Raw genomic sequence first — 19,150 nt, forward strand, 5'->3', positions numbered from 1 at the left:
AGCTGACGCAACGGCAGTTTATTCTATGTCGTGCTGTTTGCAGGTTAAGCGCTATTTCTCCCGTAGCACCAGCGTATCGGCCAGTTTATCCTGTATCGCCTGACGGTTTGGGTCCCAGTATATCTGTAAGAAGCCCAGCAAACCGGTGGCAAAGCCAGCGCTGTAGCCGCCCTGGCGGCCAAAGGCTCCCCACAGCGACAGTGGCTTGTTGTCCAGTTGCACAACACGGATACCGCACAGCTTTTTGCCGATGGTCTGGCCGTTATTCCAGGCAATAAACAATGTGAAATAGCCTATCGCCCAGCCAAAACCGATACCCAGATCAGACAAAATGCCCTGGATCCATTTCAGAATGCTGTGATCAGAGCGCTGTAAACGTTGCCACCACGATGCAGTGATGTCAGCCTCGGCGGGAGCGCTGCCGGCAACAGCGGCAATGTTAGTGTCCGGCCCGGCTTGAAGTTGTTTGACTGCTTGTTTGTACAATGAAACTTTGCTGTCATCTTCGACGTTGCTGGCATCAAGCAATGCCTGCAGTATTTCTTTTTGCTCGGCTTCTGTCAGCGTGGCTGCATGCAGTTGCGGCAGCAGTAAGTTCAGCTGATCTTCTGCACAAACGATATCACAACTCTCCTGCGACATTTTCAGTGCATTAGCCGCAAACAGCGCGCTGGCAGTAAATTGCTTAACGTTATTGTTAACCGGTAGTGAAGGCAGCCAGTTATTGCTGATAAACATCAGTAAGCCAGCTGTCAGCAGCAGCGCCATCTGGCCGGTTTTAGCTGCCCTCCAGCGCGCCCAGGCGATATACGCCAGCATAGGCAGCACAAAGATCAGGCTGCCGGATGTCAGAGCTGCAATAAAAAAACCATCTATCGCCATGGCAACACCCCGGCGCGCTGGTTTTGCCAATGGCTTGCCGATCAGTTCCGGCGCTACCGCAAACACATGAGGGGTAACAACAGCGCGTATCTGATGCTCATCCAACTGATGACCGCTGCTATCGACAAAGGTATCCGGCGATACTTCGGTAATACTGGGGTTGTTTTCAGGTTGCGGGGTGCTCATAGTTTGCTTACTCTAACCGGCTGAATTGAAATTACTTTAACTATACGGTTAGTGCAAAGCAATGCGAAATACTGTCTGGCTGAGTTGAGGCGGAGACAGCAGGAGATAAGCTATTAAAACGACAAACAAGAAAAGCGCAGGCTTTTACTGGCTGCTTACACTATTTATCGGCATCGCATGGCTTGGCTGCGCCGCAGTGTTTGCAGATCTGTGCCTGAGTTTTGGTGGTGGTGGTAATAGTGGCTGTATCAGCCACTTTAATTACCCGGATCTGATCACCGGTATCGCTATCGCCGGTGTGGTGCTGTTGATCCCTGTTTTCTGCATTGCCGGCTTAGTCGCGCTGGTGGTCACATTTTTCAGGTAAAAAGAGCTTACGCCTGCAGTGAAGCAATTTTTTCCTTCAATGCGGCATTGCGGCTTTTTTCTTTTTCCAGCATTTGCTTTAGCTGGTTAATTTTGGCGAATGCATCATCATCCTGCACTGCTTTTAGTTGATAGTCCTGGCTGTCGGCGGTGCGAACTTTTTTGGCTCTGGCATTACAGGTTGGGCAGATATGAATATCAGACATCATTAACTCCTGACTGGTTTTTACGAAATTGGTTGATATAATCAACTTTATTATTGGCTTTATGGTTGACAATGTCAACTATGTGGGTATGCACAGGGTAAGGTAATGGATAAACAGCAGGATATACTCGACCAATTGCAACAGCTAACTGCTGAGCTGCGTAGCCAGTTTTTTCAGCAGTTGGCACCCGAGTTGCCGGGGCTTAGCGCTATGCACAGCCGTTTGTTATTGCTGCTGGCGGCAAAACCAGGCATTAGTGCGCTGCAGCTGGCACAGATGCTACGGCGCGATAAGGCGCAAATTACGCGGCTGGTAAATGATTTAGAGCAAGCAGCCTTATTACAACGTACACCAGATCCGGCCGACGGCCGGCGTCAGCAGTTGCTGTTATCGATAGCAGGGGAACAGTTGGCAGCAGAGCTAAAAGCTAAAAAGCGCGGCATAGCCGGTAAAATGCTGACAGGCATAACGCTACAGCAGCAGCAACAGGCCGCAACAGTGCTGGCGCAGATGTACCAGAACCTGGTTAACCCTGAATAATACATTATGCCTGCGCTACTGCTATTTACGCACTGGCACCGCTTCGAGCAGGGCTATGATAGTGCGGTTATCATCCAGCCGGGCTAAATCCAGCAGATAGTCTTTTTCCAGTTGCTGCATCGACTTACCTGCCAGCAGCTCTTTTATCCGCTGCGCTTCATTGTTGGCTATTGCTGTTTTCAGTGCCTCATAGTTGGCAATACCGTGGCTGTTTTGCGTTGAGGTGTCTGTTGTCATCTGCTTGGCCTCCGGGTTGTTTGCGCCTGCAAAGCAGAGTGCCGCTTTGCAGGCGCGGTGGCTTTAATTGCCGTCGAATGAGGTGATATCAAGCGTCACATCGCAGTTTAACAGCTTGGATATCGGGCAGTTTAATTTGGCTTCTACTGCGGTTTTCTCAAACTCTTCACCGCTGATACCGGGCACTTTCGCATCCAGACGGATTTCTGATTTGGTAATGGTGTAGCCGTCACCGTCTTTTACCAGCGTAATGTCCACTTTCGATTCGAGCGTACCTTTGCTAAAGCCCTGTTTGGCCAAAGCAAAAGACAGTGCCATGGTAAAGCATGATGCATGGGCGGCAGCTATCTGTTCTTCCGGGTTGGTGCCGGCCTTATTTTCAAACCGGGTGTTAAAACCATAAGGCTGTTGTTTTAACGCGCCTGACTGGGTAGACACCTGGCCTTTGCCGTCTTTACCCAGGCCTTCATATTTTGCCGTTGCCCAATTAATAATTGCCATCTGGTCCTCCTAAGTACTTAACATTAGTAGTTAACATTCGCCGGTGGTGGCGGTAAATTCTGCTAAAGAGTACAGCAAGAGCTGTTCCAACCCGGCAAAAGTGCGTCATAGCGGCACTTGCAGTAACACTGCCGTTAGTCAGCCCTGTAAGGTGTTCATGTCAGCGAGTGTAATTTGTAAAAGTTGCAGGTTTGGTGCGAAGCAAAATGTTATCTTACGGCTGGTTACAGCCGCAGGCGGTAGTGGGTTGATGTGAAGCAGGTGATTAAGTGGGTAACAATATACTTCTGGTAACAGATATTTTCGGTAACTGCAGCGCGCTGCAGCCCTTGCTGCAAGCTATTACGGCAGCAGGTGATGTGGTGACCATTATCGACCCTTATCAGGGCAAACTGCAGTGTTTTGCTGACGAGGCAGAGGCTTATCAGGTTTATAGCAGCCAATGTGGCCATGACGCTTATGCCGCCTGTGTTGCACAGGCGCTGACGCAACCCTGTGCGCTTGCGCTGGGCTTTAGTGCCGGCGCTACAGCCTTGTGGCGGGCACTCGGTGCAGCCAGTGCCGGGCAAATAACCCGAGCAGTACTGTTTTACCCCGGGCAAATTCATCAGCATCTTGCCGTTACACCAAAGCTGCCGGTGCAGGTTGTTTTTGGTCACAGCGAACCGCATTTTGCTGTGGCAGCTATCTGCAAAGAGCTTAGCCAGAACCCCGGTATAACTGCAGAGCACACAGCCTACGGCCACGGTTTTATGAATCCTGCATCAAAGGCGTTTGACAGCGAGGGCTATCAGTGTAACGTCAACATGCTTATAGCATTGTTGGGCTAGGTCGCAATATTAAGGATATTTGGCATCAAGCATGTCAAATGCAGCTATTGCAATACTAAATTTAGCCCCATTTCTCTGAGTCAGATTGAACAGTTATATATTGCGACTGCTCTCAACCCGCAGTGAAGCAGCGTGTTATCTGAGCATGCTAATAGCATAAAACGTTATGTTATTGTTAATTATGCCGGCTTCCAGTATTGTATTTTAAACTGACCTTGGATAATTTCGGCAAAACATTAACCCGGTTTTATTACAACTTCGTTTGCAGTAGAGATCAGGTATGTCAGACTTTACAGGATGTATTGTATGAAAGTATTTTCAATTTTATTAATGGCTTTTTTAATTTCATTTAGTCATTTATCACAGGCGAACGTCGATGAAATAGGCGGTTACAGAGTGCTTGTAACGAGTTCATTAGATGAGAATGGGATGCCAGTAGATGAACTTGAATCTATTCATTTCGATCACAAGTTGTTCTACGTTTTCTCAGAATGGAACCTACCAGCAGGCGAATATAGATACAGTTGTATCATTTATGATGGAGAGCGGCGGGTAGTTAATTCCCAATTTAATACTTTCAATTCTGACGGCAGTAATTTCAATTTTTGGTGTTCACACTACTTAAATAAAAGCACTGATAAACCAGGAAGTTGGTATGCAGAAATGGGTATAGAAGGTTATGGTTCTGCTGCTATATATTTCTCCGTCAGCGAAGATGATATTAGAAAATCGTTAACTGGCGATTGGGGTTGGAGTGATCAGATAGATAGTTGTAAATCAGAGCATGCTATTACCATATCGTTTAATGATGCCGGTACTAAGATGTACCACACATCCAAATCTGGATTACATCTATCAACCAGCACAGTGCAATATGAAAAAATTATTTATTCGATTCTATCTGAGGGTGATAAATATTTACGCACAATAGTGATTAATGAAGCGCAGAAAACAGACGATGGAGAAATGTTTCTCTGGGACTTAATCCTACTTGATGATGAGTCATTTTGTTGGAAGCAGTCTGAATGGCCTGAAGGGCATTGCACTGCAAAATTGCTAAAGTGTAGTGAGTGAGTTTAAGCAGGCCGTAAGACAAAATCATGACGAGCGGCTGACAGTATTTACTTGCCAGCCTGCAGCTCGTCCCAACATAAACTGCAATGCACCATGAGTAGAGTCTTTTCATAACGTTTGGACAATTCAGATCTGGGGCTTGAGTTTTGCCTTGGTGAAACGAATGCGTGCTTGATTGTGTCACCAAGTGTTTAAGTGTTCCCTAACACAGCGACTATAGCCATTTATTGACGTAGCTCAGCCACATTGCTGCAGCCAAATCCAACTCTCTGGCTTAATACCTAAATCAGTAGCCGTTTGCATAAAGGCATCACACTGCGTTTGGGCCGGGGTTTTACTGCGTGATAGCAATCAGGCGTAATCCAACGACGGCCCGATGACCAACGCCATGCTGTAGTCGTCGCTTAAGCGTGCCACATTGTAGCTGCCGTAAAACGGGCCAAAGAACGATACCTTAAGCGCACCGGTATTAGAGTCACCGACAAAATAGGCCTTACCTTCGGCTTGCTCCCTGGCGTTATCCTCAGCGTTAAAACCACGGTTGATGACTTTTACACCACCATCCTCACGCAGGCTGTAGTTTGCAGTTACATCCGTTAAACCGCGCTCAAAGCGGTGATCAAGCCGCGCAATTTCATGCCACTGGCCTAAATAACGCTCAAGCGCAAACGGCGTTACCGGCGTTACGCCATCGGGTTTGCCGGTGCAGCCGGGCAGGGCGGTAAGCAGAATACATAACAAAGCAGTATAAATACGTGTTTTCATCGTGGTCCTTTGATTTGTCTGTCTGATAACCGGTACTACGGTATAACAAAGTTTTTGTATCAGTACAGCGGCAAACTGATGCAAAAACAGCGCTGGAAAAATATCAATGCAGCTGCATCCGGTTTAAAGCCTCAGTCGTTATATAGCCGATAACTGTAGTCCGTTGTTGGAGTTTATCGACATCACTGAACTTAACGGAGAAATACCATGTTTAGCAATAAAACGGCTTTTACGTTGTTGATAGCAAGCGCTTTTCTCAGTACATCAGCCCTGGCTGGGCATACTAACAGCCTGTTGGAAGCGACCCTGGATGGCAGGCAGGAGGTCGCGGCCGATGGCAGCAACAAGCGGATAGTGGGTGACCCCAATGGCAGAGGGCATGCTTATGTGTTTGGCATTGATAACGACCCCTTTACGCTGTGCTATGTGTTGACGGTTGCCAAAATTCAGCTGGTACCAGTGGGTAGTGGCATTGCGGCGCACATTCATCAGGGTAAACAAGGTGAAAATGGCCCTGTGGTGGCGGTGCTGGCCGGGCCGGAAGATGGCAATGCCGCCGATTGTTTAACTGAAGGCGAGGCCGGCAAGTTTCCCACCGGTATCAGCGTCAGCGAAATTCTGGAAAACCCACAAGACTATTACATTAACGTACATAACCCCGATTACCCGGCCGGCGCCATTCGCGGGCAGTTGTTTTATCAGGCTGATGAATAACCAAAGCCGAAACAAAAAAAGGGCGCCTGCGCCCTTTTTTAATTTCAGCCTGTGTTGTACTTTTCTTCTACACTGAAGGGGCTGCTGTTCACGTAGCATGAAATGGCCTTAGGAGCTTAAGTGATTAACAGGTACTTCTTCATTTTATTACCGCAGCTTCTGGTTATCACACTGATAATGTTGGCTTTTGCACCGGCTGATGCTTTAGCAGCGGACACAGAATCCAAGCCGCAGACTGCTCTGCGTATTATCACTGAACCCAGTGGCCGTGGCAGGTTAAAAGACAAATATGGCCAGGTTTATGGCATGTCTACCGAGTTGGTTAAGGCGATACAGCAACAACTGGGTGATACGGCAAAAATAGAAATCCTACCCTGGGCGCGTGCCTACGCTATAGCGGTAAGCAGCGACAATGTCGTGGTGTACGACACTATCCGTTCGGCAGAACGGGAGAACAAATTTAAATGGGTAGGGCCAATTAAGCTTTATGCCGTCAACCTGTATGCCCAGCGTGGCACTGTCGCCGAAAATGCCAGCCTGGCCGACCTGCTAGACAAACATGTAGTATGTGAAACCCGTAACACCAGTATTGTCAACGAGTTGCTGTCGCTGGGTTTTGTTATTGATAAAAACCTGATCCTCAGCCTTCAGGCCGGTGATTGCTATAAAATGCTGCAGATTGGCCGTGCCGATTTACTTGCTATGCACAGCGACATCACCCCTAAACGTTTAGCTGAACTACAACATGCCGGTTTTGATTTACAACCGGTATATCCGCTTAAGAATATCGAAATGTATCTGGCTTTTTCTAAAACGGTTGATGACAAGGTGATACTTGACTGGCAGTGTGCACTGAACAAGGTCGTACTGGATGGCGGGTTCAGGCAGCTGTACCAGGGCGAATACGCTGATTCGATGATAGCGGACATAGAAACCCGGGCGGCACAATCGCAGCAGCAACTGGCCTGCCATTAGCTATCCCGGCTCCAGCCATTCTCTTTGCCCACTGGCTGCAAAACCTTAACTGATCGGCCTTACCTAATGTGGTGCTATTGCGGCAGACATAGCTTGTAACAATAACGCACTAGGCAAAAACAGTTTTTCCGCGCAGCATCATTTCAGCCGCCATCCGGGTGGTATCCCATCAGATTAATGACAAGGATGTGTAAAAGATGAGCTCAGCTACTGCTGCAGTGTCACAGGGTTATGTGCGTTTTGCCGGCTGCTGTTATTTACTGATAATCGCGTTAGGTTTGTTTGCCGAAACCCAGGTGCGCGGCAGCCTGATTGTTGCCGGTGATGCCAGTGCCACCGCCGCACAAATTGGCGCGGCAAGCACACTTTGGCGCAGCGGCATCGTCGCTGACTTGTGTATGCAGCTGTTAGACATTCCGATCATCGTGCTGTTTTATCTGTTGTTTAAACGGGTGAATGCCGCGCTTAATTTAACCGCTACCGGTTTTAACCTGATCCAAACCGCCGTGCTGGTCGCCAACAAGCTTACCTTAATGCTGCCACTGCTGCTGGCAGGCAGCGGCGCATATTTAGCTGCCTTTTCCACCGAGCAGCGCGACGCCTTAGCGTATCTGGCAATACAGCTACACGGTTATGGCTTTGCCATTGGCTTGCTGTTTTTTGCGCTGGCCTGTGTTATCCGCGGTTATCTGATCATTCAATCGCAGTTTTTCCCAAAAATACTGGGGCTAATGCTGGGCCTGGCCGGTGTCTGTTATCTGGTCAATACGCTGGCACTGCTATTGGCGCCCGAGCTGGCTGATACGTTATTCCCGTGGATCATGCTGCCGGTGCTGGTAGGGGAGTTATCGCTTAGCCTGTGGATGATAGTGAAAGGCGCAAACTTTGCGGAGCAAGCAGCATGAAAGCCTACCGGGTATCACTGTGGTTTCCTCTGGTGGCCTTGTTATTGGCCGCTACCCATTTAACCATTGAGTATGTCTCCGGTGGTGTGCAAAGCCATCATTTGCTAAATGATGCCACTTTACCTGCCATTTCAAACTGGTTCGAACTGGTTACGTTACCGCTGCTGGGTTTAGCGTTGGCAAAATATGCGCAGTTACAGCCGGCACATATCGTGCGTCTGGCAACAGTGCCGGTTAGCTTATTGCCGGGGCTTATCGGTGCAGTCTGCTACGGTGCCGTGTTTGCTGCCAGTTTTGCACTGGGCCAGATGACATTAACTACAGTGTTGTTTTTCGGCCTGTTACCTTGTGCGGTGTTGTTTCCGCTGTACCGGCTGCACTATATCAGCGGCTTTACGGTGGCGATGACATTTACCTTCGGTGGCATACTGCCGCTGGTCATCGCTGCCGCGTTAGCGCTTGTGTCCTGGTGTAGCCGTTTTATCATCGCCCGTGTGGTGACAGGCTGGCGCAAATACCGGGCCTCGCCAGCACAACCGCTATAGGCCGACTGGCTGCAAAGGCAGATATTAACGGCGGCCATTGTTCCTTGCCTATGCCACCGTTACATAGAATGACGGCTTTAGCTGACGAGCGTAAAACCTTCATCCAGCCAGCCGGTAACACCGCCAATCATCTTTTTAACCGGCCGGCCGAGCCTGGCCAGTTTTATCGCGGCTTTTTCGGTGGCATTACAATGCGGGCCGGCGCAGTACACCACAAACACAGTATCGTCAGGGTAGGCTTGCAGCGCAGCTTCGTTAATGCTCGGGTAGGGCAGCAGCACAGCACCGGCAATATAGCCGCGCCTGGCAGTATCTAAGCCGCGTACATCCAGCAGCACAAAGTCATGCAGGTTATTGTTCAGTGCATAGTGCACATCCCAGCAGTCGGTTTCAAAGCTAAGTAAACGCTGAAAATGTGCCAACGCATCAGCGTTGTCGGCAGGTTTGGGGTTAACGACTTTAGATGGCATGCTGTTTCTCCGTATGGTGGTGTTAACCCTATTATCAGCTGCGCCGGTATTTAGCGAAATTGTCTAAATAGACAACATTCGCTAATATCAAGCCATTGTTGATTAGGGTAAAGCGGCTTTATGCGCGTAATTATTTTGCTGACAGAACAGTTGTCGTTATTTGAACTGGGCTGCGCTGTGGAGCTGTTTGCGATGCCAAGGCCCGAGTTTCAGCCCTGGTACAGTACACAAATTCTGTCGTTATCTGCGGGCAGCTATAACGGTTTAGCCGGAAGCAGCTTACAGTGCGAACAGGTTGATACCTTACCGCCAGCCGATTTATTGCTGATCCCAAGCTTTCCGGTTTCGGTAATAACGCCAGACGCCAGGCTGATTGCCGAACTGCAGCGCCATTACCAGCAGGGTGGGCGTATCATCAGTTTTTGCTCGGGCTCGTTTTTACTGGCTGCGGCAGGGCTATTAGATAACCGCATTGCCACCACCCACTGGCGCTACGCCGGGCAGTTTAAACAGCGTTATCCAACGCTTGAATACAAAGACAATATTCTTTATCACTACGATGGTGTCATCGGCTGTTCAGCGGGCAGTGCAGCGGCGATAGATTTAGGCATCGAAGTGATAAGGCAGGATTTTGGCTATCACTGTGCCAACAGCGTCGCCAGGCGGCTGGTGCTGCCTGCACACCGTAGTGGTGGCCAGGCGCAGTTTGTTGAAAAGCCACTCACGCTGACTAAATCGGGTATTTCACAGGCATTGGACTGGGCGACCAGTAATTTGTCGGCACAACTTAGCATTGACGACATCGCCAAAAAAGCCAATATGAGCCGGCGCACCTTTGACCGGCATATCAACAAGCACTACAACATGACAGCGCTGCAGTGGCTAACCGAGCGTAAGCTCGACAGTGCCAAAACGCTGCTGGAGGCAAGCGAACTGTCTATTGATGAAATCGCCGTGAAAGCCGGTTTCGACAATGCGGTAACGCTAAGGCATAACTTCAGAAAGTACTTGTCGGTATCGCCGATGCAATACAAACGCACCTTTTTGCGCGGTTAAGCCGTTATCGCTTTTGCCATATGCACATGTTAAAGCTGATTAACATTCACCAGGATACGGCCGCGCACCTGGCCGTCGAGTAAACGCTGGGCGGTATCACACACCTGCGCTAAACCTATCTCGGTGGAGACTTGTTCCAGTGTGTTGGCGCTTAACACCTTGGCTAATCTGTCCCAGGCTTCGATGCGATCGTGAAGTGGCCGCATCACACTGTCGATACCGGCCAGTGTGACACCGCGCAAAATAAAGGGCGCGACGCTACCGGGTAAATCCATACCCTGGGCTAAGCCACAAGCCGCTACTATGCCGCCGTATTTGGTACTGGCGCAGGCATTTACCAGCGTATGGCTGCCGACCGAATCCACTACACCGGCCCAGCGCTCTTTGGCCAACGGTTTGCCAGGTTCCGACAGCGTATGGCGGTCAATAATCTCGCTGGCGCCAAGCGCTGTTAAATACTGCGCTTCTGCCATTCTGCCCGTGGCGGCGACAACGCTGTAACCGAGCTTAGCCAGTATCGCGATGGCGTAGCTGCCCACGCCACCATTGGCACCTGTTACCAGCACTTCGCCGGAATCCGGCTTTACACCATGCTTTTCCAGCGCCATCACGCACAGCATAGCGGTGTAGCCTGCGGTACCAATGGCCATTGCCTGTTTGGCCGACAACGTCTTGGGCAGGGCAATCAGCCACATACTTTGTAATTGGGTCTTTTGCGCCAGGCCGCCAGAGTGCACTTCACCCACACCAAAGCCATTTAGCAGCACCTCGTCACCGGCTTTAAACTTTCCCGAGCTGCAGCTTATTACCGTACCGGCCAAATCAATGCCCGGTATCAGCGGAAATTTACGCACCACCGGGGCTTTACCGGTAATCGCCAGCGCATCTTTATAATTCAGCGTGCTGTAGGCCACCTTTATCAGCGTATCGCCGTCCATCAGTAACGTATCGTCTATATCGCGCAGTGCGGCGCGATAACCTTGTTCGTCTTTTTCAATTAATACGCCTTTAAACATATCGCCTCCTAAATAGACCGGTCGTCTATTTTTTGGTAAAAAAACACAAAAATTAACAGCCTAAGCCGCGCATAAACAGCGCTACATAACTATCCAGCGGCTTTGTACTTTGCTGCAGCCGCGCGCGGCTAACCGCGCCTTCCCAGCCAATCCAGAAAAACTCGGCCAGCGCATCACAATCAGCCGTTAGCGCTAACTCACGTGCTTCCTGTGCTTCCCGCAGGCAGTTCGCAATACGCTGCTGCCAGCTGTTTAGAATAGCTATCAGCACCGGGCGAAAACTGTCGGGTAACAAATCTACTTCCTGGCCTAAGTTACCCACCAGACAGCCGCGTTTAAACTGATGCCTGGCAATACCGTGTTTGGCATCATCAACAAAATTACTAATGCGTTTAAGCGGCGTATAGGCTTTGTCCAGCAAACAGCTATCAAGCTTGCAGGCAAAGTAGTTGGCGTAGCTGTTTAGTACCGCATGGCCAAAGGTTTCTTTGCTTTGAAAGTAAAAATAAAACGAGCCTTTCGGTACACCGGCTTTTTTCAGAATTTTATCCAGGCCCGAGGCGGTAAAACCGATTTCGGTTAAATGCTCCAGCCCGCTTCGAATAAGTTCAGCGCGGATATCCCGATCTTGTGCGGCCGCTTTGGGCGGCCGGCCCCGGCGAGGTGTGGTGTGTAATGTAGTCATGCAAAAAATAATAGACCGGTTGTCTATAAAATAGCATTAGACAATAGTCGGGGTATTAAACGATGCTGGTTTAGTGAACGTCAGTTGCTGGTAAATAATATTGATATCGCTACGCTTAACGGCGCGCAGTCACACTACACGCTGGATACCGGCAAACATCAAACCTACTCTGTAACGTTGTTTGCTGCCGTTTTGCTTAAGTTAGTTTTCAGTCATTTTCACGCTTTCTATCCCGTCTAGGCAGTAAAGTGCGATCAGTTGCATTATTATCGCTTTATTTACATAAGAAACAGTTAGCGAGGGAGTGACAGGAAAACGGCAATATCAGCAAGAAATCAGAAGTTCGTAGGTATTCTTTGGACCTAGAGTGGCAGTATGGCTTTTACTACTATTAGCGTAAGCATGGTAAAAAAAATGAAATTCAAGGATTTTGAATTATTTAATATCTTTACGATGTTTGGGTTTCAGGTAAAAGTGGTTGTTGTTGCAGGAATTAAAACTATTTTTTCATAGGTAAATCTAATGAAGTTTTGTTGGTTTTTGCCTAGTTTCCAGAGAATATTTATAACATGGCAGTGTTGAAGTTTGTTGCTCATAGCAAAAAGGCAATAAGTATTGCTTTAAGTCACGGATGGAGCCCGGGGGCTCGATATACAAACATGAGAGATGTAAAGACATTTAGATTCGAGGGTGTTGGTTTTCTTGATATTGACTGGAAGCACTATTGCTTTGGTCGCCACTTAGATGCTGCGCAAAAATATAAACCTAAGATTACGATGGCGCGAGATGTTGAGTGTATTTTCCAACTTGACAAGATTTTGCGAGAAGCTGAGATATTATTAAAGCACTCTGATCAAGTTGCAATTGTACCGAAGGATACACAGTTAAATGGAAGGTTATCGGAGCTAATTCCTAGGGAGTTTATTTTAGCTTACAGTGTTCCAACTAAATACGGCGGCACTTCAGTATCAATAGAAAGTTTTGACCGGCCAGTTCATCTCCTTGGCGGGAGGCCCGATGTGCAAAGAGCGCTGGCTGGTAAGCTTAAAGTCTATTCAATGGATTGCAATAGATTTACACTCGATGCACGTTTCGGAGATTATTTTGATGGAAAGAAATTTAGACCACACTCTGCAGGTGGCTATGAAAATTGTCTGATAGACTCGATAAAAAATATTAATTCTTTATGGCATGACTATATTGTCCATGAAGACGTAAAAAATTTGTATTAACTGGTGGTGTGAAAATGGCTTATAGAGAAGAATTACTACTTAGGATGTACGACCAACTATTTAATGACATCAACAGACATATTATGGTCGTTTGGCAGAGCGTTGGAGTTTTGGTCGGTGCATTCGCTATTTTTGCATTAGTTGAGAAAAATATTATATCAAATGATATTGCCTCTAGTATTATTATGCTGCTTTGTTCTTGGTTGATTGCTCATTTGTTCGATGCTGCATATTGGTATAACAGAAATTTAGTTATGATTGCAAATATTGAAAGGCAATTTCTGGTTAAAGCTGATCTTAAAGAAATTCATTACTATTTTGGGGCTCACCGCCCGAATAATAAAATGATTGAGCATCTTCGTCTTCAGCTGGCTCTCGGCGTTGGATTAGGATTTATCGTGTTAGCTTATCATTTTTATGAACGGGTTGTACCTGGATTTAATTCTTCCCTAGAGAACTTCGATCCTGTAAGAGCAACACCATATGTTGTTGTTATTTTTTCTTGTGTTTATCTATATAAATTGAAAGGAAAACTAAAGGCAAAGTATCAAGAATTTATAATTAATTCACCTGGTAAAGTTGTGGATGCTTCTGAAGTTAGTTTTGGTGTTGGACATGGCCACGAACCAAAAGTATAAACGAGTTAGTGTAATGATAAATGGGTGGTAGAATATTGTATTTATTATGTTTGCATTAAAGGTTGTTGTTGTGGGGAGGCTGAGTGTCTAGTGACAAAAGGCAAGACCTGAAACTGAATTTTTTAAGATTGCAAAATTAATCAGAAGAAAAAGTTAGTAAAAGCCAACTTAAGAGGCTGTTTTGAAAATAACTAGCACCATTAAAAAGGGCAATGAGCTTGAAGACGTGATTTTCAAAATATTGTCTTCAGATATCGAAAACGGCTTTTTTTGGGCACCTTCAGCATGCTGCAAAATTTTTCAAAAGAAAGGTTATTATTCCAAAGACCGAGAGAAAAATATAATATTTGATATATCAATAGAAGTTTTCCTTCCCGGTAAAGATGCGTATTCATTATTAGTTCTAGTTGAATGTAAAAATTATAATCATAAAGTACCAGTAGATGATGTTGAAGAGTTTTACTCTAAAGTTCAGCAAGTTTCAGGGGCCAATATTAAAGCTGTAGTTGCTTCCAGCGATGCATTGCAAGATGGAGCTTTTAAATTCTCAAAATCTAAAGGTATTGGATTTCTTCGTTATTTTAGTGAGAAAAATAGCGAGTGGGTTTTAACTCGATCTCCCTCTTGCATAGGTCGCAGTGTTAAAGAAACAGAGCATGCATCAATTTCGCAAGCCATATTGCAGCAAGATTTCGTCGGTAAGGGATTTGAATTTTACTGTTTTAATGGTATTGATTTTACAAACTCGATACATTATTTCTTTGAAAGACTTATGCTGTCAGACGTCCCAGAGTCTCAAATAGGTCAGTTCAAAAAAATACGCACAGATATTCTTATTCCAAGATCTTCAGTTTCATATGTTGATTTCAGCTTTATTGAAAGTAAAAGTAATGAACTGCTTAAGTTGATAGGTTATTTCAATGGTTTTGTGCGTGACGACAAATTAGTTGACGTTGCAAAGGAAAAATATGGCTTATCGTTGGATCTTGGTGCTGAATTGCCGCTTGGAGTGCTTGGGACGGTAGACTTTCAGAGAAACGCTATTTGTGTGGACAGCAATCAGTGCGGAACAAAGGAAAGAGCAAGGTTTACACTAGCGCATGAGTTAGGGCATTTCATTCTTGGGCATTCTAAGTATATTGAACGCGAGCGCTGTTATAATTCACATTTATCCGAAAGTCGCGACGACATTTCTATAAAAGATATTATGCGATTGGAGTGGCAGGCTAACCAGTTTGCTTCTTGTGTGTTGCTACCAAAGAAAGCTTTTGTTAATGCATTTATCGAGCAGGCCAACGTAAGGGGTATAAAAAATCGGGGTTTTGGTGCTTTATATGTTGATGAACAGCGTTGTAATATATCTGCTCTTAACTTAGTCACGGCTTCATTGATGAAGCAGTTTAACGTTTCAAAAACCGTAATTGTTATTAGGTTGAAGCAATTAGGTATTATACGTGAACGATTCCCTAAATAGAAAATGAAATAGAAGATGGGGTCGGAGCAATTTAGATGTAAATGACCAGAGATTTTGAAATTGCATAATAACAATACAAAACAGCAATTAATTGCACTGGAACAACTGCTGGTGCAGCCCGCTACGCGGTTATCTGCCGAGCTGCTTAACTGTTATTTAGCTGATGATTTCTACGAAATTGGTGCCAGCGGCCGCTGTTTTGGTAAAGCTGATGTGCTGGAACGTTTGCCCACTGAAACGCCGCCGGTGATTACTCAGCAAGATTTTGACTGCCGAGTGTTAGCCGACGGGCTGGCGCAATTGACTTACCGCGCCACGATACAGCGCGAGGGGGACTATACAGTGGCGTATTCAATACGAAGCTCAATCTACCGTTTTGATGGTGAAAACTGGCAGATGATTTTTCACCAGGGCACCGCATGCGAGCCGTTTTGAAAAATGGCGAAGCCAGTACAAATTAGCTGTCGTTTAAACCTCGACTTTGATTTCTAAACGCACCGGGTGGCATCCCTACGTATTTATTAAACGCGACATGAAATGCGCTAGCTGATTGATAGCCAATTTGAAAAGCAATCTGCTCAAGCTTGTCTGCAGTGCACAACAAAGCCTTTTTGGCCAACGACATTCGCCAGAAGAGAAGGTATTGCATAGGTGGCATACCCACGACCTTGTTAAAGGTCGCGAAAAAAGATGATCTGGACATGGATGCCTGACTGGCGAGAGACGTTACTTGCCAATTGAAACTTGGTTTTTCGTGAATATTATGCAGCGCCAACGAGATCTTTTCATGTTGCAGACCTGCCAATACTCCCGCAGACTCAAACACACCATTATGTCCCCGCAGTGACTCAATCAATAACAATTGTAACAGTTGCACCAAAACGACCTCTCGACCAGGTCGTCTTGCTTTGCTCTCATCTAAAAGAAGTTCGAACAACGTTATAAATCGCGGCTGTTCTTTAATTAATATTTCTTTCGGTAGCAACGATAGGATCAGTTGCTTGTCTTGAGTGTCAAAATCGCAATGACCTAAATACATCAGCAGGTCTGGCTCTCCATCTGGTGAACCAATTCTCACATGGTTATTTGCAATCATTGTCGGCATAGTAATGTCAGACGTACGCTCTAACCCTGTATTTGTGTTTTCCAATGAATAAGCGGCGGGTATCAAAAGGAAATCACCGGCAACCAGCAATTGGGGCCCTTCGCCGTTGATATTAATCAGGCATTCGCCTGCTAATACCGCGCAGAAAAACGCCTCGCCTCCGGCCTGCCGGACAATGCGCCAGATACCCGCACCTTCAACGAGTTTTGAATGTGAAGGCTTGGGATTTAGCAAAGCGACAATATCGGTTAAAGGATCAGACAATGGACTATCTCTAAATATATTCGGATTTTAGATTATATTAAATCCAACTTCTGCTGGCTATGATCGCCATTCTGGTCAACAGTGAGGAAAAAATATGTCTACAGTACTGATTACAGGTTGCTCATCCGGTTTTGGGCTTGAAACAGCCAAACTTTTTTTAGAAAAGGGCTGGCACGTCATTGCCACTATGAGAAAGACCGACCCATCACTATTACCAGAGAGCAATAATTTAACGCTGCTGCCTTTAGATATCACTTCTACCAGCAGTATTGATAACTTGATGCAAGAGGTTAAAAATATTGACGTTTTAGTCAATAACGCCGGTTTCGGTGCACCGGTGCCGGTTGAACTGACACCACTCGCGACCGCACAACAGTTAATGAATACGAACGTGCTGGGAACATTATCATTAACTCAACGGTTTCTTCCGCTGATGCGCCAACAAGGCAGCGGGGTAATAATCAATGTTTCTTCATCGGTAACAACCAAGGCGATGCCATTAATTGGTCTCTATCGTGCGAGTAAAGCGGCGCTTAACGCGTGGAGTGAGTCCCTGGCAGTAGAAGCTAAGCCCTTTGGTATTCGGGTACATGTTGTACTGCCCGGACGTTCACCTGAAACAAAATTCGGGGAAAATGCCAGAGCATACTTTGCAGGGATGGACGACCCGGCGTACGGTAAAATGGTGAATGACTTTGTGCAAATGGCGGGTAAAACAAACTCGCCCGTGACATATGCTAAAGATGTGGCGAGTACCATCTTTGCTATTGCAATCGATCAAAATTCGCCGTTTTACTCGTCAGCCGGTGAAGATGCAAAACTGTGGTTAGAAGAATCACAACAACAATCTCCGTTTTGCCGTTAAGCCAATATCGCTTAGTTGAGCCTGGTTTAAGACAATTCTGTTGAGGCCGCCACGCAGGCAGCAATTGAAATATTTTCAGACCACCAGCCGGTAAAGATTATCTACCGGCATTAGGTGTAATAAACGACCAGATGCAGTTAATGTTTGTTGCGTAATAACCGGGCTAGTGTTTGCAGGGCAGTTAAGCGGCTGCCAACCATCGGGTTGGTAAAGCTGAGCCGCAAAAAATGCTGAAACTGCCCGCTACTGGAGAATAACTCACCCGGGGTTAGCACTATGCCTTGTTGCAAACAGTGGGTGTAAGCTTCTGTGCAATTCGGCTTGCCGGGTAATTCCAACCATAATGCCAGCCCGCCTTGTGGCACCGTGTAGCGTGCTTCTGGCCAGTAGAGCTGCAACGCATTAAGCAACTGATCGCGCTGGTGCTGCAGCTGGTTGCGATAGTGCTGCAAATGCCGTTTGTAATGGCCCTGAGCTAAAAACAGCGCCAAGGCCTGCTGCACACTTTGGCTGCCTGCTAACTGGCTGACAAGTTTTAACCGCGCCACTTTGTCATGCCAGCGGCCGGCGGCTATCCAGCCTATGCGTAAATCCCGCGACAATGCTTTGGAAAACGAGCTGCATAAAATCACCCGCTGCTCGGTATCTAAGCTTTTAAGCGGCGACGGGCGCTGGTAAAAGCCCAGATCGCCATAGATATCATCTTCTATCACCGCCAAATCATACTGTGCTGCCAATGCCAGTAAATGTTGCTGTTTTGCCGGTGACATACAGGCACCAGTGGGGGTGGCATAGGCTGGGGTGACCACACAGGCTTTTACCTGCCAGCGGCTAAGCGCCTGCTGCAGTGCCGCGGTATCCAAGCCGTCTTGCTGAGTGGGAATTTCCAGTACCTGTAACTGCAGCTGCTGCAACAACTGCAGTACACCATAAAACGCCGGATGCTCCACAGCGACAATATCGCCGGGCTGGCACACCGCCTGCAGCGCTAAAAACAGCGCATGCTGGCAGCCGGCGGTAATACAGAATTGGTCTTCTTTTAGCGCTAAGCCATAGTGGCGATAATGCAGCGACAATTGCTCGCGCAGTGCCGGCAGCCCGGTTGGCTCGTCGTAGTGCAGCGCGTAGCGCGAACCATGCTGGCGTAAGGTGCGGCTTAATAAGCGGTGCAGCAGGGTTAAGTGCGGCAGGTTAACCACAGGCCCTTTTGGCTGAATATCAAAGGCTGCGCTGCGGTTCATAATATCCACAAATAACTCCGGTACCGTTACCGGTGCCGGGCTGGCAGGGGCTGACTCAGGTTTGGTGGTAGCAACCGCAGACAGCGGCTGACGCACATAATAACCGGAACGTGCTCTGGCCTCGACTAACCCCAAAGCTTCCAACTGATGCAGCGCATGCTGCACTGTGGCTAATGACAATTGATATTGTTTGCACAAGGCTCTGACTGACGGCAGGCGCTCTGCTGGCTGCCAATGGCCTTGTGCCAGCAACTGTTGCAACTGCTGTGTTAGCTGCTGATAGCGAAAGTTCTCTGCCATGGCTGTTTCCGGAAAATACAACTGTATCTATTTTAATTTAAATTTTTGTATCTGTATTGGCTTTTGTCTGATCGTTAC

24 protein-coding genes are annotated in these 19,150 nt (G+C 47.2%); 14 read left to right on the top strand and 10 right to left on the bottom strand.

What is annotated here, in order from left to right; translation table 11 throughout:
* Positions 1-51: 51 nt before the first annotated feature.
* Positions 52-1,068, bottom strand: coding sequence for an RDD family protein (locus LHL18_RS15500; protein ID WP_226767716.1), 1,017 nt, complete (start codon positions 1,066-1,068; stop codon positions 52-54).
* A 196-nt stretch (positions 1,069-1,264) separates the two neighbouring features.
* Between LHL18_RS15500 and LHL18_RS15505 the strand changes: the two genes are divergently transcribed.
* A complete protein-coding gene (locus LHL18_RS15505; RefSeq protein WP_166670459.1) occupies positions 1,265-1,435 on the top strand; it encodes a hypothetical protein in 171 nt (56 codons plus the stop codon).
* 7 nt (positions 1,436-1,442) lie between these two features.
* On the opposite strand, the gene LHL18_RS15510 is transcribed toward LHL18_RS15505, so the two are convergent.
* Positions 1,443-1,643 carry a hypothetical protein gene (locus LHL18_RS15510; protein ID WP_226767717.1) on the bottom strand — a complete coding sequence of 67 codons (201 nt, stop codon included), beginning with the start codon at positions 1,641-1,643 and terminating at the stop codon, positions 1,443-1,445.
* Between the two features lie 102 nt (positions 1,644-1,745).
* On the opposite strand from LHL18_RS15510, the gene LHL18_RS15515 reads away from it, so the two are divergent.
* Positions 1,746-2,180, top strand: a complete 435-nt coding sequence (locus LHL18_RS15515; RefSeq protein WP_226767718.1) for a MarR family winged helix-turn-helix transcriptional regulator — start codon at positions 1,746-1,748, stop codon at positions 2,178-2,180.
* Between the two features lie 21 nt (positions 2,181-2,201).
* Here the strand turns inward: LHL18_RS15515 and LHL18_RS15520 are convergent, their stop codons facing one another.
* The gene (locus LHL18_RS15520; RefSeq protein WP_226767719.1) at positions 2,202-2,417 is read right to left on the bottom strand and encodes a hypothetical protein; all 216 of its coding nucleotides are present in this window, start codon (positions 2,415-2,417) and stop codon (positions 2,202-2,204) included.
* Between the two features lie 63 nt (positions 2,418-2,480).
* On the bottom strand, positions 2,481-2,918 hold the full coding sequence (locus LHL18_RS15525; RefSeq protein ID WP_226767720.1) for an OsmC family protein: 438 nt from the start codon (positions 2,916-2,918) through the stop codon (positions 2,481-2,483).
* A gap of 269 nt (positions 2,919-3,187) precedes the next feature.
* Here LHL18_RS15525 and LHL18_RS15530 point away from each other — a divergent pair, with 269 nt between their 5' ends.
* The gene (locus LHL18_RS15530; RefSeq protein ID WP_226767721.1) at positions 3,188-3,748 is read left to right on the top strand and encodes a dienelactone hydrolase family protein; all 561 of its coding nucleotides are present in this window, start codon (positions 3,188-3,190) and stop codon (positions 3,746-3,748) included.
* Positions 3,749-4,054: 306 nt separating this feature from the next.
* Positions 4,055-4,822 (top strand): hypothetical protein, encoded by a 768-nt coding sequence (locus LHL18_RS15535; RefSeq protein WP_226767722.1) that lies wholly within the window; start codon positions 4,055-4,057, stop codon positions 4,820-4,822.
* Between the two features lie 351 nt (positions 4,823-5,173).
* Here the strand turns inward: LHL18_RS15535 and LHL18_RS15540 are convergent, their stop codons facing one another.
* The gene (locus LHL18_RS15540; RefSeq protein WP_404817944.1) at positions 5,174-5,587 is read right to left on the bottom strand and encodes a lipocalin family protein; all 414 of its coding nucleotides are present in this window, start codon (positions 5,585-5,587) and stop codon (positions 5,174-5,176) included.
* A gap of 207 nt (positions 5,588-5,794) precedes the next feature.
* On the opposite strand from LHL18_RS15540, the gene LHL18_RS15545 reads away from it, so the two are divergent.
* The 4 genes from LHL18_RS15545 (at position 5,795) to LHL18_RS15560 (ending at position 8,726) form a co-directional block, all read left to right on the top strand.
* The gene (locus LHL18_RS15545) at positions 5,795-6,301 is read left to right on the top strand and encodes a CHRD domain-containing protein (RefSeq protein ID WP_226767723.1); all 507 of its coding nucleotides are present in this window, start codon (positions 5,795-5,797) and stop codon (positions 6,299-6,301) included.
* A gap of 120 nt (positions 6,302-6,421) precedes the next feature.
* On the top strand, positions 6,422-7,276 hold the full coding sequence (locus tag LHL18_RS15550; protein WP_226767724.1) for a substrate-binding periplasmic protein: 855 nt from the start codon (positions 6,422-6,424) through the stop codon (positions 7,274-7,276).
* A 197-nt stretch (positions 7,277-7,473) separates the two neighbouring features.
* Positions 7,474-8,181: a DUF4386 domain-containing protein gene (locus LHL18_RS15555; RefSeq protein WP_226767725.1), complete on the top strand. Its 708-nt coding sequence runs from the start codon at positions 7,474-7,476 to the stop codon at positions 8,179-8,181.
* Positions 8,178-8,726, top strand: coding sequence for a hypothetical protein (locus LHL18_RS15560; protein WP_226767726.1), 549 nt, complete (start codon positions 8,178-8,180; stop codon positions 8,724-8,726). The genes LHL18_RS15555 and LHL18_RS15560 overlap by 4 nt, the downstream gene beginning before the upstream one ends.
* A 77-nt stretch (positions 8,727-8,803) precedes the next feature.
* Here LHL18_RS15560 and LHL18_RS15565 read toward each other — a convergent pair whose 3' ends face one another.
* Entirely contained in the window at positions 8,804-9,196 is a 393-nt protein-coding gene (locus LHL18_RS15565; protein WP_226767727.1) for a rhodanese-like domain-containing protein, read from the bottom strand.
* A 120-nt stretch (positions 9,197-9,316) separates the two neighbouring features.
* Between LHL18_RS15565 and LHL18_RS15570 the strand changes: the two genes are divergently transcribed.
* The gene (locus LHL18_RS15570; protein WP_226767728.1) at positions 9,317-10,252 is read left to right on the top strand and encodes a helix-turn-helix domain-containing protein; all 936 of its coding nucleotides are present in this window, start codon (positions 9,317-9,319) and stop codon (positions 10,250-10,252) included.
* A 29-nt stretch (positions 10,253-10,281) separates the two neighbouring features.
* Here LHL18_RS15570 and acuI read toward each other — a convergent pair whose 3' ends face one another.
* Both acuI and acuR read right to left on the bottom strand, forming a co-directional pair.
* The gene (gene acuI, locus LHL18_RS15575) at positions 10,282-11,268 is read right to left on the bottom strand and encodes an acrylyl-CoA reductase (NADPH) (RefSeq protein ID WP_226767729.1); all 987 of its coding nucleotides are present in this window, start codon (positions 11,266-11,268) and stop codon (positions 10,282-10,284) included.
* Positions 11,269-11,320: 52 nt separating this feature from the next.
* On the bottom strand, positions 11,321-11,953 hold the full coding sequence (gene acuR, locus LHL18_RS15580) for an acrylate utilization transcriptional regulator AcuR (RefSeq protein ID WP_226767730.1): 633 nt from the start codon (positions 11,951-11,953) through the stop codon (positions 11,321-11,323).
* A gap of 569 nt (positions 11,954-12,522) precedes the next feature.
* On the opposite strand from acuR, the gene LHL18_RS15585 reads away from it, so the two are divergent.
* From LHL18_RS15585 to LHL18_RS15600, 4 genes are all read left to right on the top strand, one after another.
* Complete coding sequence (locus LHL18_RS15585) at positions 12,523-13,185, top strand: DUF6610 family protein (RefSeq protein ID WP_226767731.1); 663 nt, start codon at positions 12,523-12,525, stop codon at positions 13,183-13,185.
* Between the two features lie 14 nt (positions 13,186-13,199).
* Positions 13,200-13,823, top strand: a complete 624-nt coding sequence (locus tag LHL18_RS15590) for a hypothetical protein (RefSeq protein WP_226767732.1) — start codon at positions 13,200-13,202, stop codon at positions 13,821-13,823.
* A gap of 181 nt (positions 13,824-14,004) precedes the next feature.
* Positions 14,005-15,297, top strand: coding sequence for an ImmA/IrrE family metallo-endopeptidase (locus LHL18_RS15595; protein WP_226767733.1), 1,293 nt, complete (start codon positions 14,005-14,007; stop codon positions 15,295-15,297).
* 54 nt (positions 15,298-15,351) lie between these two features.
* Positions 15,352-15,732, top strand: coding sequence for a nuclear transport factor 2 family protein (locus LHL18_RS15600; RefSeq protein WP_226767734.1), 381 nt, complete (start codon positions 15,352-15,354; stop codon positions 15,730-15,732).
* Between the two features lie 22 nt (positions 15,733-15,754).
* Here the strand turns inward: LHL18_RS15600 and LHL18_RS15605 are convergent, their stop codons facing one another.
* Positions 15,755-16,666: an AraC family transcriptional regulator gene (locus LHL18_RS15605; protein ID WP_226767735.1), complete on the bottom strand. Its 912-nt coding sequence runs from the start codon at positions 16,664-16,666 to the stop codon at positions 15,755-15,757.
* A gap of 94 nt (positions 16,667-16,760) precedes the next feature.
* Between LHL18_RS15605 and LHL18_RS15610 the strand changes: the two genes are divergently transcribed.
* On the top strand, positions 16,761-17,531 hold the full coding sequence (locus LHL18_RS15610) for an SDR family oxidoreductase (protein ID WP_226767736.1): 771 nt from the start codon (positions 16,761-16,763) through the stop codon (positions 17,529-17,531).
* Between the two features lie 137 nt (positions 17,532-17,668).
* On the opposite strand, the gene LHL18_RS15615 is transcribed toward LHL18_RS15610, so the two are convergent.
* Entirely contained in the window at positions 17,669-19,072 is a 1,404-nt protein-coding gene (locus tag LHL18_RS15615; protein ID WP_226767737.1) for an aminotransferase-like domain-containing protein, read from the bottom strand.
* Positions 19,073-19,150: the final 78 nt, after the last annotated feature.

The sequence above is a fragment of the Rheinheimera aquimaris genome (assembly GCF_020531985.1).
GTDB lineage: Bacteria > Pseudomonadota > Gammaproteobacteria > Enterobacterales > Alteromonadaceae > Alishewanella > Alishewanella aquimaris.

Bases quoted from the DNA above. Each gene is read 5' to 3' on its own strand.
- LHL18_RS15500 (WP_226767716.1), bottom strand. From the start codon at position 1,068: ATGAGCACCCCGCAACCTGAAAACAACCCCAGTATTACCGAAGTATCG.
- LHL18_RS15510 (WP_226767717.1), bottom strand. From the start codon at position 1,643: ATGATGTCTGATATTCATATCTGCCCAACCTGTAATGCCAGAGCCAAA.
- LHL18_RS15515 (WP_226767718.1), top strand. From the start codon at position 1,746: ATGGATAAACAGCAGGATATACTCGACCAATTGCAACAGCTAACTGCT.
- LHL18_RS15520 (WP_226767719.1), bottom strand. From the start codon at position 2,417: ATGACAACAGACACCTCAACGCAAAACAGCCACGGTATTGCCAACTAT.
- LHL18_RS15525 (WP_226767720.1), bottom strand. From the start codon at position 2,918: ATGGCAATTATTAATTGGGCAACGGCAAAATATGAAGGCCTGGGTAAA.
- LHL18_RS15535 (WP_226767722.1), top strand. From the start codon at position 4,055: ATGAAAGTATTTTCAATTTTATTAATGGCTTTTTTAATTTCATTTAGT.
- LHL18_RS15540 (WP_404817944.1), bottom strand. From the start codon at position 5,587: ATGAAAACACGTATTTATACTGCTTTGTTATGTATTCTGCTTACCGCC.
- LHL18_RS15545 (WP_226767723.1), top strand. From the start codon at position 5,795: ATGTTTAGCAATAAAACGGCTTTTACGTTGTTGATAGCAAGCGCTTTT.
- LHL18_RS15555 (WP_226767725.1), top strand. From the start codon at position 7,474: ATGAGCTCAGCTACTGCTGCAGTGTCACAGGGTTATGTGCGTTTTGCC.
- LHL18_RS15560 (WP_226767726.1), top strand. From the start codon at position 8,178: ATGAAAGCCTACCGGGTATCACTGTGGTTTCCTCTGGTGGCCTTGTTA.
- LHL18_RS15565 (WP_226767727.1), bottom strand. From the start codon at position 9,196: ATGCCATCTAAAGTCGTTAACCCCAAACCTGCCGACAACGCTGATGCG.
- LHL18_RS15570 (WP_226767728.1), top strand. From the start codon at position 9,317: ATGCGCGTAATTATTTTGCTGACAGAACAGTTGTCGTTATTTGAACTG.
- acuI (WP_226767729.1), bottom strand. From the start codon at position 11,268: ATGTTTAAAGGCGTATTAATTGAAAAAGACGAACAAGGTTATCGCGCC.
- acuR (WP_226767730.1), bottom strand. From the start codon at position 11,953: ATGACTACATTACACACCACACCTCGCCGGGGCCGGCCGCCCAAAGCG.
- LHL18_RS15585 (WP_226767731.1), top strand. From the start codon at position 12,523: ATGGCAGTGTTGAAGTTTGTTGCTCATAGCAAAAAGGCAATAAGTATT.
- LHL18_RS15590 (WP_226767732.1), top strand. From the start codon at position 13,200: ATGGCTTATAGAGAAGAATTACTACTTAGGATGTACGACCAACTATTT.
- LHL18_RS15610 (WP_226767736.1), top strand. From the start codon at position 16,761: ATGTCTACAGTACTGATTACAGGTTGCTCATCCGGTTTTGGGCTTGAA.
- LHL18_RS15615 (WP_226767737.1), bottom strand. From the start codon at position 19,072: ATGGCAGAGAACTTTCGCTATCAGCAGCTAACACAGCAGTTGCAACAG.